The following is a 16,728-nucleotide window of genomic DNA, read 5'->3' on the forward strand; positions in this document are numbered from 1 at the left end:
GTATATACCTAATCGTTAGGAATAACAGTAGACATGAAGACCGATAAAAAGGTTTTATGGATTGGGCTTCTCCTGCTTGGCATGTTGAATCCCGGCAGGCTCTGGGGACAGGTTAATGTCTCTGGTAAGTCGGGGCTACTGTATATCCCAACGGCCGAAGTGCAGAAAGAGGGAACATTCTCGTTTGGGTATACTTTTAACCCAGAGAACTATGCTTTTCGATTCAACAGAAAGAATTCGGAGAGTATTAGCTTTGTAAATCTGGCTCTGCTTCCCCGGTTTGAAATAAATTTGAATCTATTGAATCCAAATGGACCGATTCGTTTTCAGGATAAAGGGATCGGCGACCGTCAAATTGATCTGAAATATGTAGTTCTTCTGGAGAAGGAAAAAAGACCAGCTCTGGCAATTATTCTTTCGGCTCCGTTTGGCATCGATAACTCATTGATTACAAATGCTCTGGTTGCAACAAAGCATATCTCGTTGACAAAGTCCATTGAAGCGGCTGTATCAGTAGGCATGGGGAGCCCTTATTCGCTGTATCGGGCAGATGTGCGCAACGATCAGGATTCAGATATTTTTTCGGGGTATACCCTAAAAGACAAACGGGATAGACCCTATTACTACCTGGCTGGGCCTTTCGGCGGCATTAAGCTAAGTTATGCTAAAAAGGCAGGCCTGATGGTTGAGTGGGATTCACAACACCTCAACGTTGGTGCTTACACAACTTTGTTTAAGCACTGGACCATTCAGGCCGGGCTACTCAATGGCGATCAGTTTACGGCCGGTACCTCCTATTCGTTAAATCTGTTTCAGTTACCTAAACGGCTACGGAAGCATGAATAAGGGCGGGGGGATTGCGCGGAGAGCCTGGGGCTTGGGGCCTAAGGGGCGGGGTGTTGCGGGGAGAGCAGGGTGGTGGATGTGTGTATGTGTGCTAAGTATGTGCGTTGGGGGCGTGTGTTGGGGGCAGACGAAGCAGCGGAATGTGTTGCTGAACTTCGAGAACCTGACGGTCGATAGCGTACAGCATACGGCTTATTATGAGCAGCGGTTATATAGAAATCCGGTCATTGGGATGATGGAACTGGCAGAGCCACTCTCGGCAAAAGGAATCAATACCTTTGTACCGCTTTTTCAGGGCGTACCCATCGCCCGCTATCAGGTAGCGCCAACTGTCAATACGTACACACTTACGAAGCCAGAACGAAAAGACTGGGCCATTTCGCACCCGTTCGATGGTCGCCGGTACAAACTCGATTTTCGCTTGCAACCCGAATTTATTGCCCAGTTTGGTTATCGCGAACATCCGGTCGAAAGCAAAACAAACCTGCTGTTGCAAAGCCAGCTTTACCTGAGTAGAGGGTTGGTACTGAACTGGGGGGTCTTGTTCCCGATCATTAACGATCTGGACAATCAGGCACTGAATGTGCGACCAGCACCGACCTTCCTGAACCAGTTTCTGGCGCTGGATGGCGTTAACTTTTTGAGCCTGTCGGCTGGCTTGTTTTATAATGATCAATATGGCGTAAACGTACAATACCGCCATGCTGATCTGACAAAAAACTGGTCGTTTGGTATCGAAACAAGCTACACGGGTTTCTATTATTTCCCCAGCAATGGGTTTTACTATGAGCCCCTGCAACAGTTTATGGCGCTGGCCGATGTGGCCTACCGAATTCCAAGTCGGGACCTGACACTGAAAGTATCTGGCGGGCAGTATATGTATCAGGATCGGGGCGTACGATTCGACGTAATCCGACAAATGGGCAATGTAGAAGTAGGTTTCTACGCCATGAAGACGGTTAACGGCGGAACGGGTGGCTTCAACTTTGCGATACCCATTCCACCGGGCAAAATAGCCCAGACAAAAAAGCTTCGGCTACGGAGTACCGAAGAGTTTCGCTGGGAATATAATTATAGTCGAGGCTACAAAATTGGTAACCGCTACCGATTAGGCTATCAACTGGATGCATTGCTCCGGCAATACCATGCCAGTTATATACAGAATCAATTTCGATAAGTCATAGATAAAGTTTATGAAGGTTCGCGTACTAGTTCTTAGGGGGTGTTTTTGGTTTATTGGGTTATGTGTATCCCTGTCGAGCTGTATTTCCAGTAAGGAACTTGCCCTTTATCAGAAAAGTGGACAAGGGACTGATACACTCGCACTGGTTCAACGGTACATCCCAACCATAAAACCGGGTGATGTTTTATCGGTACAGGTGAGTAGTCTTAGCCCGGAAGCTACCGCTTTCTTTAATCCCTATGCAGCGATTGCGATGGCAGAGCGGGCAGGATCGCCGACTATGAACACACCAACAACGCCATTACCCTATACGCCGGGTTATCTGGTTAATGAAGACGGGCAGATTGAACTTCCGCTAATTGGCAAACAAACGGTTCAGGGATTGACCAATACGCAAGCTTCAGCACAGATAAAACAGAAATTGCTCGATTACCTGAAAGAACCAACCGTAAATGTGCGGAATCTGAATTTCCAGATTTCGGTATCCGGTGAAGTAGCAAAACCATCTCTCTTTTCGATTCCGAATGAGCAGATTTCGCTACCGGCAGCTTTAGGTTTGGCAGGTGATATTACCATCTTTGGTCGCCGGGACAATGTGCTAATCATTCGGGAAGAGAATGGCCAGCGGACGTTTAACCGTGTTGACCTGACTAAGCGAGATCTTTTTAAGTCTCCTTACTACTATTTGCGCCCGAATGATATCGTTTATGTCGAACCTGGGAAATACCGGGTAGCCAGCGCCGATCGTATCTATCAGCTTCTACCCATTATAGTCAGTTCTCTATCCTTTATCGCCATTATTGTTAGTCGTTTTTAACACAAAAAAATATGACAACTAACCCATATACACCCTATCAGGCCTATGAGGTTGAACCTCAGCCAAACATACGCGCCCTCTTGATGCGCTATGTACGCAACTGGCCCTGGTTTGTAGGTGCCCTTCTTGTAGCTTTGGCTGCGGCTTATGTGTATTTGCTCTATCAGCCTCCTGTCTATAAAGTGCAGGCTAGTCTGCTCATTAAAGACGAGAAGAAAGGCATCGATGGCGAAAGCCTGATGAAAGAGCTCGATCTCTTTAGCAGCAGCAAAGTAGTGGAGAACGAGATGGAAATCCTGAAGTCATTTACGTTGATGGATCGGGTTGTCAATAATCTCGGGCTCGATGTCCGGTATTACCATCCTACCAGCACCTTTAAGAAAGAGATTTACAATGAATCACCAATCCGTCTACTGGTCGAAAAGCCTAACTCGGAATTGTATAACCAGGAACTGGAAATCACGTTTGTCGATGATAAAACAGTAAAGCTAAATGGTCAGGTCTATCCGGTTAACCAGAGTATTAAAACACCCTTCGGTCAGCTTCGCATTTTTACGCGCAAACCCATCAATATAACTCAGGAACCTGTCCTGGTTTCTGTTTCCGATCATACCAAGGCTGTTGAAGATTACTTATCGAATCTAAAAGTAGAACCCACGGCCAAGCAATCGACGGTACTGGTCATGAATCTGGAAGAAACCGTACCCGATAAAGGTGAAGCCATCCTGAATCAATTGATCAGTGAGTATAACAAAGACGCAATCGTTGACAAAAACAAGCAGGCAAATAATACGCTTAGTTTTATAGAAGAACGACTTGGCTTAATTTCGGGTGAGTTAGCCACAGTTGAGAAGGAAGTAGAACTCTACAAATCGACTCAGGGCATTACGGATCTTAGTGCTCAATCGCAAACGTTTCTGACAACAGTCCAGGAAAATGACAGCCAGTTGAACGAAGTGAACATTCGCTTAGGGGCCCTGGAAGATGTGGAACGCTACATTAAAAAACAGTCGGATGAGAAGGGATTAGCCCCAGCTACCATGGGCCTGAGTGACCCAATCTTAACCGGCCTGTTAACCAAAGTATCTGAACTGGAGCTTAAAAAAGAAGAAGTTTCCAGAACGATGGCCCCCAATAGTCCTACCTACCAGTCGCTCGATAGCCAGATTAAAACCATAAAAGCAAGCATCAACGAAAACGTATCAACTATACGTCAACAGCTAACCAGTAATAAAAACCAATTGCTGGCGAATAACAAGCGTATTGAGGGTATGATTCGTACGGTTCCGGGTAAAGAACGGGCCCTGCTGAACATTAGCCGCCAGCAGGCCATAAAAAATGGATTGTACACGTATCTGCTGCAAAAGCGGGAAGAAACGGCTCTATCGGCTGCGTCTACCGTGTCGGATAGTCGTACTGTTGATGCTGCCCGTACCGGAAGTAAGCCCGTGAAACCCGTTAAAATGACCATTTTTGGCATATTTGCAGTAATAGGGCTATTGATCCCTATTGGGTTTATTTCTGCAAAAGATGCACTTAATAATCGAGTTCTGCGCCGGTCGGATGTGGAAGAAGCCACCCAAATTCCTATTCTGGGTGAAGTTGTCAATAGCCGTCAGATTGCTGGTGATAATCTGGTATTTAAACCTCGTATGCAATCGGTAGTAGGCGAGCAGATACGGGCGCTCCGCACAAACCTGCAGTTTTTACGGAGCGATCCAACCCAAAGCCAGGTACTCCTATTTACATCCAGCATCAGCGGAGAAGGGAAATCGTTTATTTCCCTAAACCTGGGAGCTAGTTTGGCAATAGTAGGCCGTACTACCGTAATTCTGGAGATGGATATGCGGAAGCCCAAACTCCATAAAAGTTTGCATATAGAAAACCATGCAGGCCTTAGCAATTATCTGATTGGCGAAGCTACCATAGACGAACTACTACACCCCATTCTGGGCTACGAAAACTATTATATCATAACGGCCGGGCCACTCCCACCGAACCCGGCTGAGTTGTTAAGTTCTCCGCGTCTGGCAGAGCTTTTCAAAGAACTGAAAGAGCGTTTTGATTATGTGCTTGTCGATTCGCCCCCAGTAGGCTTAGTAACCGACTCGCAACTGATCGCTCCATTTGCCGATGCTACCATGTTCCTGGTCCGTCACGATCATACGCCAAAAAACTACATTAAAATGGTCGATACACTCTATAAAGAGCAGCGTTTCCAGAAACTAAGCATTATTCTGAATGGAGTGGGCGAAGGCGAGTCTTACTACTACAGTTACAACTACGGTGATTACTATGGAAGTACCGGCTCGGACAAAACCCGTCGCCTGGGTAAGAGCTAATTGCAATAAAGAGCCGATTTGAAAAGGTCGGCTCCCCAAAATTATAAAAAGTCAACCTATAACCACCCACTTAACGTAAACCTGTTTACTCCTATGCTAAGTCTAGATTCACACTACAAAGCCCTGTATGTGTATGCAGAAACCCGGACCCAGCACGGTAGCCTTACGTATCAATTAGCAGGAAAACGGATATTTGATATATGCTTTTCTCTGCTAATTACGATAACAGTGTTATCCTGGATGATACCCATAATAGGGCTCTTGATTCGACTAGGGTCGCCGGGACCAATTTTATACATCCAGAAACGGACCGGCTACCGGGGTAAGCCATTCAACTGTTTGAAGTTTCGGACCATGACACACAACCCGGAAGCATCCTTTAAACAGGCAACTAAAGGTGATAACCGGGTAACACCCATTGGGCGCTTTCTACGTAAAACCAATCTAGACGAAATGCCGCAATTTCTGAATGTATTAGTTGGCGATATGAGTATTGTTGGTCCCAGACCTCATGCGTTGCAGCATAGTGCACAATTTTGGAATACAATGCCTGATTACCGTAAGCGATATCGCGTAAAACCAGGTATTACGGGTTTGGCACAAGTAAGAGGTTGCCGGGGAGAAACAGAGGTACCTATTAAAATGCAACATCGAGTAAAATATGATCGCTTTTATAACCGTAAGAAATCACCTTGGTTAGATATTTGGATTTGTTGGTTAACTGTTAAAGCAATGTTCAAAGGGAATATTAATGCTTGGTAGTTTTTGATTTAGTAATAAGTAAACACAAGTCATAGAAAGTCTAAGTAGATAAAGCTGAGTCATTGATGATTTTAAAGTGATATAACTATGTTCTAGAATTGTAGATATATCACTTTAAAAATAGTAACAAGAAAAAATGGAATCATATATTAAGAATCCCAAAGGGTTAATTGTTAACTTTCTGAATCAAGGTCATCCGAGAAGTATAGCTGCAAAAAAAAATATTATTGCATCGTTTTTAATAAAGGGTGTAAGTATAATAATAACGTTCTTACTTGTCCCTTTAACAATAAATTATATAGAGCCAAGTAACTACGGGATTTGGCTTACACTTAGCTCAATTATATCGTGGTTCGCATTTTTTGATATAGGATTTGGTCATGGTTTACGCAATAAATTTGCAGAAGCAAAATCCTCGGGAAATATAGAGCAAATTAGAAAATACATAAGTACAACATACATATCATTAATAACTGTATTTTCAGTAGTTTGGTTGTTATTTTTTATTACAAATCAGTTTATCGATTGGGGAGCAATACTGAATGTACAAAAAAAGAATCCAGACGAATTGTCGAAACTATCTATATTAATTTTTACATTCTTCTGTTTACAAATAGTTTTAAAAACAATTAATATAATATTAATAGCTGATCAAAAGTCTGCAAAAGCTGGCTTATCAGATATGATAGGCCAATTAATTGCCTTAATATCAATTTTTGTTTTAACACAAGTAAGTAAAGGTTCATTAATTCATGTGTCGATAGTGCTGGGTCTAGCTCCAGTAGTAGTCCTATTTTTTGCAACAATATATTACTTCAAGGAAAAATATAAACCACTAAGGCCATCAATTAAATACTTTTCATTACATGATGCAAAAGATATAATGGGACTTGGGGTTAAATTTTTCTTTATCCAAATAGGAGTAATTATTATATTCCAAACAACAAATATTGTAATAGCGCAATTTTTAGGACCTACAGAAGTAACTATATATAATATTGCTTACAAATATTTTTTTACATTAAACATGATTTCTATAATAATTTTAACTCCATTTTGGTCAGCATTTACAGAAGCATACACTAAACAAGATTTTTATTGGATGAAAAAAACTGTAAAAAAGCTAAACAAAACTTGGCTATATTCAATACCAATAATAATAATAATGGTCCTTATATCTAACACATTATACAAATACTGGATTGGAGATAAAGTGCATATTCCGTTTTCCGTATCGTTAGCAATGGGCATCTATGTATTAGCTTTTACGCGATTCAATTTATTTATATATTTGATTAATGGAATTGGAAAAATAAAACTTCAACTGATAGTTTATATGATGTTATGTGCAATATATATTCCGATGGTAATACTATTATGTAAGTGGAAAGGGTTAGAAGGGGTAATATGGGGTAATATATTAATATCATTAATACATGCCTGTATAAGCCAGATTCAAATTGAAAAGTTAATAAATAATAAAGCTAATTCTATCTGGAATAAATAAGCTCAGATTGTCTGGTTTATCAAAAGAAATATTAATAACGTAGATATTAAACACTAGGGGCTTAATTTTATATATATGATAAAGCAAAAAGTAGCGCAAGTAGACAATGTTTCATTGTATGACTATTTCTTGGTATTTTGGCTAATATTGCTTAGTGGAAGCCCAGTAATACATTTACTTCCTGGTACAACTTACTTAACTGCTTTAATGGGTATTGTTTATATAATACTATTAAAGAAAGTTTCATACATCTCGAAAGTGCTTCCCTCAATCTTATTCTTTGTAATTATATCATTTGGGCAGTATTTAACTTTAGGATCTTTGCCTCTAAAGTATCCATTTGGCATGATAGCCATGCTTTTGGCTGGGGCATTTATATATTATAAATTGGGTACTAAGTTTAGATATGTGTATTTTAATGTAATATTTTTTTTTAGTGCTGCGAGTCTGATATTTTGGACGTTGCAAAATACTATTGGACTAACGTTTGATGTATTTAATATTCCAAATGTTAGAAATATATTAATTTGGAGTGTAAGAAGTGACCCATATGACTTAAGTATACTTGAGTATAGAAATAATGGCCCTTTTTGGGAGCCTGGAGCATTTGCTGGTTATATATTATTAGTACCTATTTTATTTCTTAGTGATTTAGAGATTGTATGGAAAAAAGATAGATTAAAACTTGTAATAATAATAATGGCTTTAATAACAACTTTTAGTACTACTGGTTATATTATATTCTTTCTAGTATGCATGTATAAAATAGTAAGTAATTCAAAAAACGGAATACTAAAACTTGTTGTAGTTATTCCGGTAATATTACTTTTAACCTCTGTTTTTTTGACAAAGATTGATTTTATAGGGGAGAAACTAGTTACTCAATATGAAGATGCCATGGGTAGGGAAGGCAATACTTTCTCAAATACACGTATGGGGGCTTTTTATTTTGATTTGCAATATATAGAGAAACACCCATTTTTTGGAAATGGGATTGATCCTAAGACTAGATGGTCAGACCATACTGACTTGTACTTAGAAAGTATTAATGGGAAGAATTTAGGTCATGGAAATGGCTTTAGCAACTTTGCTGCATCTATGGGTCTTTGTTCATTATTCTTTTTAATAATAAATCTATTTGTGGCCTTTAAAAAAACATTTAAAGTAGAAGAAACATTGTTTGTTCTATTGCTATTTATATTATTACTACAAGGAGAAAGCTTTTTAAACTATCCTCTCCTGTTCTGTCTCTATTTTGTAAAGTTACCTAATCTGAAATATCATGCATAATAGTCTGAAGTTTTCCATTGTAACTGTATCTTATAATCAGGGTGAATTTATAAGAGACAATATTGAGTCTGTATTAGCTCAAAACTATAATAATTTTGAGCATATTATTATAGATGGAGGCTCCACAGATAATACTATTGAAATTTTAAGAGAATATCCTCACTTAAATTGGATATCAGAAAGAGATCGAGGACAATCTGACGGATTGAATAAAGGCTTTAAGAGAGCTACTGGTGATGTCATTGCATGGATAAATAGTGATGATATGCTTTCTCCGAATTCATTGCATACAATAAATGACTTTTTCTTAGAAAATCCTGATAAGTCTGTATTAGTAGGAAACCAAGTTTTTATAGATAGAAATGGAGCGTATATTAAGACAATAAAGGCTAAACCCTTCTCCTACGATTGGCTACTAAATGGTGTTAAGTCTGCAGTTATGCAGAATTCAACTTTTTTTAGAAGAGAAATATTTAGTAAGACTGGATATCTTGATGAAGATTTACATTATACTATGGATAGAGATTTGTTTATTAGAATAGCAAAGTTTTATAAAGTTTATACTATAGATCAAGATCTGTCTTATTTTAGATTTTGGGAAGACAGTAAAAGTTATACTTCTAAGATTAAATTTTTTAAAGATTTAATTAAAGTAAAAAAGAAGTATAATGCACCTCTATTAAGTAAATCCAATCTTTGGATAGCATGGCAGTTTGTTAAGGAACCATTTAGGAGAATTGCTTTTTTTAGGAATGTTGTAACATATATTAAAAGTTAATTTGTTATGAATAAAAGACTTAGTTCGTACTTTATATCTAATAAATTAAAATATAAAAGCTTGGTAGGCATAATATATAATGTGCTCTTTTCTATAAAAGGTAGGGCTATTATATATATATATTATAGCTCTGAGTATAATAATATTCTAAGTTTTATATTGCGTCGAATATTAAAAAGTAAATATCATATAGAAATAGGGTTCCCTATTAAATTGGGATATTATTTAGTATTTAACCATCCATATAATATTATTATCGATGCTAATGTTGAAATAGGTGATAATTGTCAAATCGACCAAAATGTCACTGTTGGTGGAAGTATGAGACGAAAAAAAATTTTTGAAGGCAAATTAGTAACAAGACCGGTTATTGGTAATAATGTAATTCTTTGTTCAGGATGTTTAGTAGGAGGACCTATAGCAATAAAGGATAATTGTATAATCGGGGCGAATGCAACTGTAACTTTTAATGTTGACTCTGGTTGCATAGTTTCTAATATATCCAATGTAATGAGCAAGAATATTATTGTAGAAGACGGGTCATATAGAACTTTGAATTGACTATGGCAAATATATTGAGTGTAATTTCGGTTTGCGGAAAAGCAGGGGGAACAACTGTTAAGTTGAAAAAATTAATTGAGGAGTCTCGTCATAATCATAGTGTTTATTTTGCTTTGTATGATAAAGAAGCAATTAAAGATTATCCTAAGAATAAGATTTGGTTCAAAGGAGAATCAAACGTTAAAGTTTTTGAAGGGTTCTATGGTAGAAATTTCATCAGGCATGCGTTTAAAGTATATGAAATTGCGAAAGAAAATAATATTGATGTAATTCATTTCTATTTCAATTTTGAAAATACGTTTGCCCCAATCCTAAAAGTATTATACCCTAAAGCTATTTTAGTAAGATCTATTGTAGGATTTGATGAACCTTTAAGTAAGGCTAGGTCCTATCTATTAGGCCAAGTCCTGAAACCAATAGATCAGATGATCCATATATCAAAATATATAAAAAATTTATATGAAACTGATTATCCAATATTGAAAGATAAGAAAAATACAATTATATATAATACTGGCATACATGTAACTGAAAATATATCAGAACCTGATTACAGACAAAAATTAGTATCAATATCAGGTCTTTGTGCGCGAAAAAATTTAGCTGTTTTAATTAAAGCAATGAAAATTGTTGTAATTGATAATAAGATTGATTGCAAATTATATATATTAGGTGATGGTCCTTCAAGAAAAGAATTAGAAGCATTAATTGGGGATTTGAATTTGGCAAATAATGTAATATTGGTAGGTTATTCAACTGACGTAACTACCTATCTAAATGATTGTAAGATTTATGTTCATCCAGCTAATACTGAAGGATTTGGTATTGCAGTTACTGAAGCGATGTACATGAAGTGTCCATCAATTGTATCTAATGCTGGCGCATTGCCAGAATTAGTTGTAGATGGTGTTACAGGTTATGTAGTAGATCCATATGATGAAAAGCAATGGTCTTTAAAGATAATTGAGCTTTTACAAAACAAGCAGCTTTGTAATCAGATGGCATATGAAGCTCATGACAGAGCGTTAAATACGTTCCCTTTAAGTGGGTTTGTAAATAATCATGACCTATTATATGATAAATTAGTTAATGTTAATTAAAGATGCTTTCTGTTCTTTGATATTTTGTTGTACATGAAACCAAAAGTTCTGATATTTCATCCTGCACTTGCCCCATATAGGATTGATCAATTTAATAATTTACAAAGGCTATTTAATGTTCATTTAGTTTTTGTTTTCGATAATGTTTGGAACCACCGGTTTGATCAGAAAAAATTACTTTCTCAACTAAATTGTGAATATTCTTTTTTATTAGTTGGCCCTAGATATAAAGGCCGAGTTTTTCGTTTTGGTATATTAAATACCATTAATAGATTTAAACCAGACTTAATAATAAGCTATGAGTATTCTATAATAACTTTTTATTTGATTTTACTTAGAAAGCTAAAACTTGTAAAAACACCTTTAGCTTCAACTATTGATGATAGCATTGATATTTGTAAAAATATACAATCGAAGATAAGGTCATTGTCTAGATTGTTTTCTCTTAATAACTTAGATTATCTTATTGTTCTCTCTCGTGAAGTTGCAGAATATTACCAAAATACTTTCTCTTTTCCGTCTTCTAGAATTATAACCTCGCCCATATTACAAGATGAAAATAGAATTAAGGCAAAGAAGTATGAATTGGAAGTAATGGCTAAAGTGTACCAGGATAAATACGAATTAAATAATAAAAAAGTTTTATTATTTGTTGGGAGACTAATTAAAGAAAAAGCGGTTTTTAATTTTATAAGTACAATTAAACAGTTATTAATTAAGAATAACGATTTATCAGTTGTTATTGTTGGTGATGGAGAAGAATACGAGTGCATTCAAGATTATATTAGATCATTTAATCTTGAGCAAAAAGTTATTCTTCCTGGTCGATATGAATCAGTAGAGCTTTATGCATGGTATTTAACTGCATCAGCCTTCTTTTTACCCAGTACTTTCGAACCTTTTGGAGCTGTTGTTAATGAAGCCCTAATTTTTGGTTTGCCTGTATTTTGCTCTAAATATGCGGGCGCATCTAGTTTAATTAATCATAATACTGGTATTACGTATGACCCACTAGATAAGATTGAGACGGTTGAGAGGTTAGATCTATTTTTAGAACAGGTTAGAATTGTGTCTAATATAGATATTAATTTACATCAATCGTTAATGGAATTATCCGAAAATAACTTCGAGTCAGAATGGCAAAAATTTTTCAATTAATTACTTCCATTAATTTAGGTGGCGCAGAGAACATTGCTTTCCAGTTATCTGAGTTTTGCAACCAAACAGAGAAAGGGGACAAGCATGATATTTTTATTATAGAACTTTTTCCTTCTAGTAGTGAATATGCTATTAAAAAAAGAGAAGAATTAAAAGCAAAAGACATAAAGCTAATAACTTTAGTAAATGCTTCTAAAAGAGTAGCTTTACTGTTTGCACCATTTCGTTTATTTCATTTTGTAAATAAGGAACAACCTGACATAATACATTCTCATACGGACTTACCCGATTTTGTTCTCTCTAACACTTTACGACTATTATCATTGTTGACTAGAGTAAAGCCCAAAATTGTTAGAACAATTCAGAATACTAAATTGTGGGACACTCATCCAAAATTGGGAAAATTTACAGAATCCTATATTGCCGATTCTGTTGTAGTTGGGGTATCTGAGAATGCTTTACAAGCATATAAAGAAATGCGGTTAAGTTTTAAACAAAGTATATGCAATGATCTACGTATAATTTATAACTCCTCTAAAACGCCTAAAACCGATACACTACCATTTGAAATTGATCCTTCTAAAATTAATATTGCATTCTGTGCTAGGTTTGAGCATCAAAAAGGAATTGATGTGTTAGCAGATAGAATTTTATCTATTAATCAAAAATATAATAGTTTATTTAACTTTTATCTTATTGGACATGGCACTTATGAGGGAAAACTAAAGAAAATATTTGATTCACATACTAATGTTTATATTTACAAACCTATATTGAATATTGCTGACAAGTTTCATAACTTTGATTTTATAATTATGCCTTCAAGATTTGAAGGGTTAGTTATTACATCTGTCGAAGCCTCTTTTGCTAAGGTACCCGTCATTGCAGCTTATGCACCTGGACTAACTGAAACACTTCCTCAAGATTGGCCATTATTCTTTAAGCTGGATGATGAAATAGAACTTTTAGATATATTTGATTCTCTTGTTAACAATAAATATGACTTGAATAAACTAAAAGCACATGCTTTCAACTATGTAAAAGATAAATTTTCATTTGATACAATGATTAATAATTATTCTAAAATATATTCTAACTTGACTGTTAGCTAATAATTTTCAATATGAAAATTCTTTTTATTCATACTTTTTATCAAATTAAAGGAGGAGAAGACAATGTTTTTCAACAGGAATTTAATTTATTCAAGCAAGTTCATAATACTAAGTCTCTTATTTTCAACAATAAGTCTGGAGTAATTGGTTTTTTTCAATTTATTTTTAGTGTTTATAATTTTATTTCTTCAAAAAAATTAGCATCAATTATTAAAAAATATCATCCAGACATAATTCACATTCATAACTTTCATTATTCTGCTAGTCCAACTATTATACGAACTGCACGCTCATTGAATATTCCTGTAGTTCTTACTATACACAATTATAGGCTATTATGCCCATCTGGATCGCTGATGGATAATGGTGAAATTTTCACAGACAGTGTTAATTCTTCTTTTCCTTGGAAGGCGATTCAGAAAAAAGTTTTTCATAATTCTTATCTTATGACTTTCTGGCTTGCGTTTGTTGTTTGGTTTCACAAACGTATTGGTACCTGGAATCTTGTTGACCGATATATTGTATTATCAGAATTTGCTAAAGATCTTTTTGTTTCATCTTCGCTTGGTGTTCCATCTGAAAAGTTTGTTGTAAAGCCGAATTTTGTTACTCAACCAATTTCTTATTCAGCAGAGCGTAAGCCTCATTTTTTATTTATTGGCCGCTTAAGTCAAGAAAAAGGCATAGAAGTATTATTAAATACTTTTCTCAACTCTCATTATACTATTAAAATTGCGGGTGATGGCCCGCTTGTTGAAAAGGTAAAAAAGGTCAGTGAGGCTAATGCAACTATTCATTATCTGGGGATTCTGAATAAGGAAGAAGTTATTCAAGAAATGCAGCAATGTCAGGCTCTGATTTTTCCGTCTATTTGGTATGAAGGTATGCCTATGACTATTATTGAGGCATTTTCATTGGGCACGCCTGTAATTGCTAGTAATCTTGGTGCTATGGCGTCTATGATCCAGGATGGCTACAATGGTTTTCACTTCACTCCTGGCGATTCTGACTCATTGCTTACAATGCTTGATAAATGGTCGTCCCTGACGGATGTGAAGAAGCAACTTTTCTACAAGAATGCCCTGGATACCTATCGGAAAAACTATACACCTGAAGCCAATTATGAGATGTTGATGGATATTTATCAAGCTGTAATTGATAGCCATGCTAAAACGAAGCAGCCAGAAGCTATTGTATAAAGCTTCTGGCTGCTTCGTTTTCTTTTTTATCATTAAGCAGGCTGTTGAGTAACTCCTGTTACCCACTTTCTCCCTACATACCAAATATATAAGCTATTCGTAACCGCATAGCGCTTGAATAAGCGACGGGGTTCCAGGGCTAAACGATAAAACCATTCCATGCCGATTCGTTGAATCCATCTTGGTGGCCGGGTCGTTACACCAGCTAAAATGGGCAAGGCTCCGCCAATACCCAACATGACGGCCTGTACCCGCCCCCGCATGTGTGCCATCCAGCGCTCCTGCTTCGGGCATCCTAAGGCCACAAATACCAGCCTGGCACCCGATTGGTTGATTTGATCGACAATGTCAGCCTCTTCGTCTGGTGTTAGTTTTCGAAAAGGTGGAGAAATGGTACCGGCAATCTGGATGTTAGGGTAACGTTGGCGGCATACGGCCACTGCTTTGGCCAGCACATCAGGCGTTGAGCCATAAAAGAATATTGGCAATTGCTCTTCGGCTGCCCGTTTCACCATATTGTTGAGGGTATCGGGGCCTGTTACCTGATCCTGATGCCGTTTGTGGAGTAGCCGCATGGCCCAGGTTAAGGGGAGTCCGTCCGTACATACCCGGTCGGCCGAATTCACTACCTGAGCAAAGGCTTTGTCTCGTTCGGCTTCAACCGTCATGTGTACGTTGGCAAAACAGACCATTCGGGACTCATGGCGATGAGCGGCATTGATAATCCACTCCTGGGTCTGTTCGTAAGATCCTGTTGAAACGTCGAGGCTGATTAATCGGATACGCTTGTCTACTGACTGTTGATTGGTTGTAATCGGCTGTTCTTCGAGTAGCATCGATTTATGGTAATTATGGATATGATAGAGGTATTGCGTAGCCAGCCTTCAATCGGCCTAATAGACAGAAAGACGATTGGCTTAATGTAATCGTTAGGATATATAGAGTATATTAACGTCCGTTTACATGCCCACTGGCCTTTATGACTTGGGGTTAGTAGTTCGGCTATTTATCGAAACAGGAGATAATGGCTACACAATTAATTAGCCATTTATAGAATAAAGAATACTAGCTAAGTAAACATATACATATCGTTGTTTTTATTTACTATCTATCTAGTATTAATCAAAAATAGGCATAAAACACTACTTATCAAACAATATTTGTTACTTATTAAAATATTAATAAACAAAATGGTTTTTATTTCAGAACGGCTCTGATTGCCGGGTCTTATGTTTTTTTTTGTCAGACTTTAGTAACATTTACCTGTCGTCAATTAAGCATTTCCCATTGATACTGTTAATAAGTATTGAATCAAACCAGGTAGAATTTAAGCTTTGCGACGTGGTAACACTCCACCCTTTATTCATAGAGAATAATTTGATAAGCAGGGATTATGTAAATGCAAATGTTACTAATTTTAATTTAAACATTACTTACAGTAATATCCGTAATATGTGTTAAGAATAACTATATAGATTATTCGATGATTTAGTAGCAAGTTTAATTAGTATCCAGAAGTTTATGGACGGATTTAATTATACTTAATTGACTATCACAGAATCTAATGAAAACTCTCCTGTTCGTTTGCACAGTTTGGGCAATTCCTTCGGGTCTGCTGATGAGTTGCGAGCAAAAAATTGTTCAGACGGAAAGGCCAGGGATTTCACCTGGTAATTATCAGATCACTGGAACAGTATCCTATACTATTGAAGAGGCTGTATCGTCGCAGCCAATTGCTGGAACGTTGACAGTTTATAAAGCTAAGGAAGGAGACTACTTTTTTAATGAAAACACGAACCTGGGGATTCTATATTTCCAGGTATCAGAGCAAAATCTGAGCTTTTCTATCGCGTCTGTACAAGATAGAACTAAAGTTGGTTACACAACCTACTACGGATCACTCGATAAAAGTAGCTCTGGAAAAGTAGTCGGCAATATAATTGAATACGATCGCTTTGTGACTACCAGCAGCACAGGTCTTACCAGTCCGACTGGGGAGAAAATAACCTATACTAAAAATATACGTAAGCATGTGTATGTAAAGGCAGTAAAGTAGTTCAATTTTATTCTGCT

15 protein-coding genes are annotated in these 16,728 nt (G+C 36.9%); 14 read left to right on the forward strand and 1 reads right to left on the reverse strand.

What is annotated here, in order from left to right:
• The first annotated feature begins 33 nt into the window (after positions 1 to 33).
• From WBJ53_RS18880 to WBJ53_RS18940, 13 genes are all read left to right on the forward strand, one after another.
• On the forward strand, positions 34 to 846 hold the full coding sequence (locus tag WBJ53_RS18880; RefSeq protein WP_338868959.1) for a YjbH domain-containing protein: 813 nt from the start codon (positions 34 to 36) through the stop codon (positions 844 to 846).
• Complete coding sequence (locus tag WBJ53_RS18885; protein ID WP_338868961.1) at positions 839 to 2,023, forward strand: YjbH domain-containing protein; 1,185 nt, start codon at positions 839 to 841, stop codon at positions 2,021 to 2,023. Before WBJ53_RS18880 ends, WBJ53_RS18885 begins: the two co-directional genes overlap by 8 nt.
• 16 nt (positions 2,024 to 2,039) lie before the next feature.
• Positions 2,040 to 2,846, forward strand: a complete 807-nt coding sequence (locus tag WBJ53_RS18890) for a polysaccharide biosynthesis/export family protein (protein WP_338868963.1) — start codon at positions 2,040 to 2,042, stop codon at positions 2,844 to 2,846.
• Between the two features lie 11 nt (positions 2,847 to 2,857).
• Complete coding sequence (locus tag WBJ53_RS18895) at positions 2,858 to 5,188, forward strand: polysaccharide biosynthesis tyrosine autokinase (protein ID WP_338868965.1); 2,331 nt, start codon at positions 2,858 to 2,860, stop codon at positions 5,186 to 5,188.
• Positions 5,189 to 5,281: 93 nt separating this feature from the next.
• Positions 5,282 to 5,950, forward strand: coding sequence for a sugar transferase (locus WBJ53_RS18900; RefSeq protein ID WP_338868967.1), 669 nt, complete (start codon positions 5,282 to 5,284; stop codon positions 5,948 to 5,950).
• 136 nt (positions 5,951 to 6,086) lie between these two features.
• Positions 6,087 to 7,457, forward strand: a complete 1,371-nt coding sequence (locus tag WBJ53_RS18905; RefSeq protein WP_338868969.1) for an oligosaccharide flippase family protein — start codon at positions 6,087 to 6,089, stop codon at positions 7,455 to 7,457.
• 75 nt (positions 7,458 to 7,532) lie between these two features.
• The gene (locus WBJ53_RS18910; RefSeq protein WP_338868971.1) at positions 7,533 to 8,747 is read left to right on the forward strand and encodes a hypothetical protein; all 1,215 of its coding nucleotides are present in this window, start codon (positions 7,533 to 7,535) and stop codon (positions 8,745 to 8,747) included.
• Complete coding sequence (locus tag WBJ53_RS18915; RefSeq protein WP_338868973.1) at positions 8,740 to 9,525, forward strand: glycosyltransferase family 2 protein; 786 nt, start codon at positions 8,740 to 8,742, stop codon at positions 9,523 to 9,525. Before WBJ53_RS18910 ends, WBJ53_RS18915 begins: the two co-directional genes overlap by 8 nt.
• Before the next feature lie 6 nt (positions 9,526 to 9,531).
• The gene (locus WBJ53_RS18920) at positions 9,532 to 10,086 is read left to right on the forward strand and encodes a hypothetical protein (protein WP_338868974.1); all 555 of its coding nucleotides are present in this window, start codon (positions 9,532 to 9,534) and stop codon (positions 10,084 to 10,086) included.
• A 2-nt stretch (positions 10,087 to 10,088) separates the two neighbouring features.
• Positions 10,089 to 11,186, forward strand: a complete 1,098-nt coding sequence (locus WBJ53_RS18925) for a glycosyltransferase family 4 protein (protein WP_338868976.1) — start codon at positions 10,089 to 10,091, stop codon at positions 11,184 to 11,186.
• A 33-nt stretch (positions 11,187 to 11,219) separates the two neighbouring features.
• Entirely contained in the window at positions 11,220 to 12,344 is a 1,125-nt protein-coding gene (locus WBJ53_RS18930) for a glycosyltransferase (RefSeq protein WP_338868978.1), read from the forward strand.
• A complete protein-coding gene (locus WBJ53_RS18935; RefSeq protein ID WP_338868979.1) occupies positions 12,323 to 13,456 on the forward strand; it encodes a glycosyltransferase family 4 protein in 1,134 nt (377 codons plus the stop codon). Before WBJ53_RS18930 ends, WBJ53_RS18935 begins: the two co-directional genes overlap by 22 nt.
• Before the next feature lie 11 nt (positions 13,457 to 13,467).
• On the forward strand, positions 13,468 to 14,655 hold the full coding sequence (locus WBJ53_RS18940) for a glycosyltransferase (RefSeq protein ID WP_338868981.1): 1,188 nt from the start codon (positions 13,468 to 13,470) through the stop codon (positions 14,653 to 14,655).
• Between the two features lie 32 nt (positions 14,656 to 14,687).
• On the opposite strand, the gene WBJ53_RS18945 is transcribed toward WBJ53_RS18940, so the two are convergent.
• Positions 14,688 to 15,491, reverse strand: coding sequence for a WecB/TagA/CpsF family glycosyltransferase (locus tag WBJ53_RS18945; RefSeq protein ID WP_338868983.1), 804 nt, complete (start codon positions 15,489 to 15,491; stop codon positions 14,688 to 14,690).
• 728 nt (positions 15,492 to 16,219) lie between these two features.
• On the opposite strand from WBJ53_RS18945, the gene WBJ53_RS18950 reads away from it, so the two are divergent.
• Positions 16,220 to 16,711: a hypothetical protein gene (locus tag WBJ53_RS18950; RefSeq protein WP_338868985.1), complete on the forward strand. Its 492-nt coding sequence runs from the start codon at positions 16,220 to 16,222 to the stop codon at positions 16,709 to 16,711.
• The last annotated feature ends 17 nt before the right edge of the window (positions 16,712 to 16,728 follow it).

This window comes from Spirosoma sp. SC4-14, assembly GCF_037201965.1.
Lineage (GTDB): Bacteria > Bacteroidota > Bacteroidia > Cytophagales > Spirosomataceae > Spirosoma.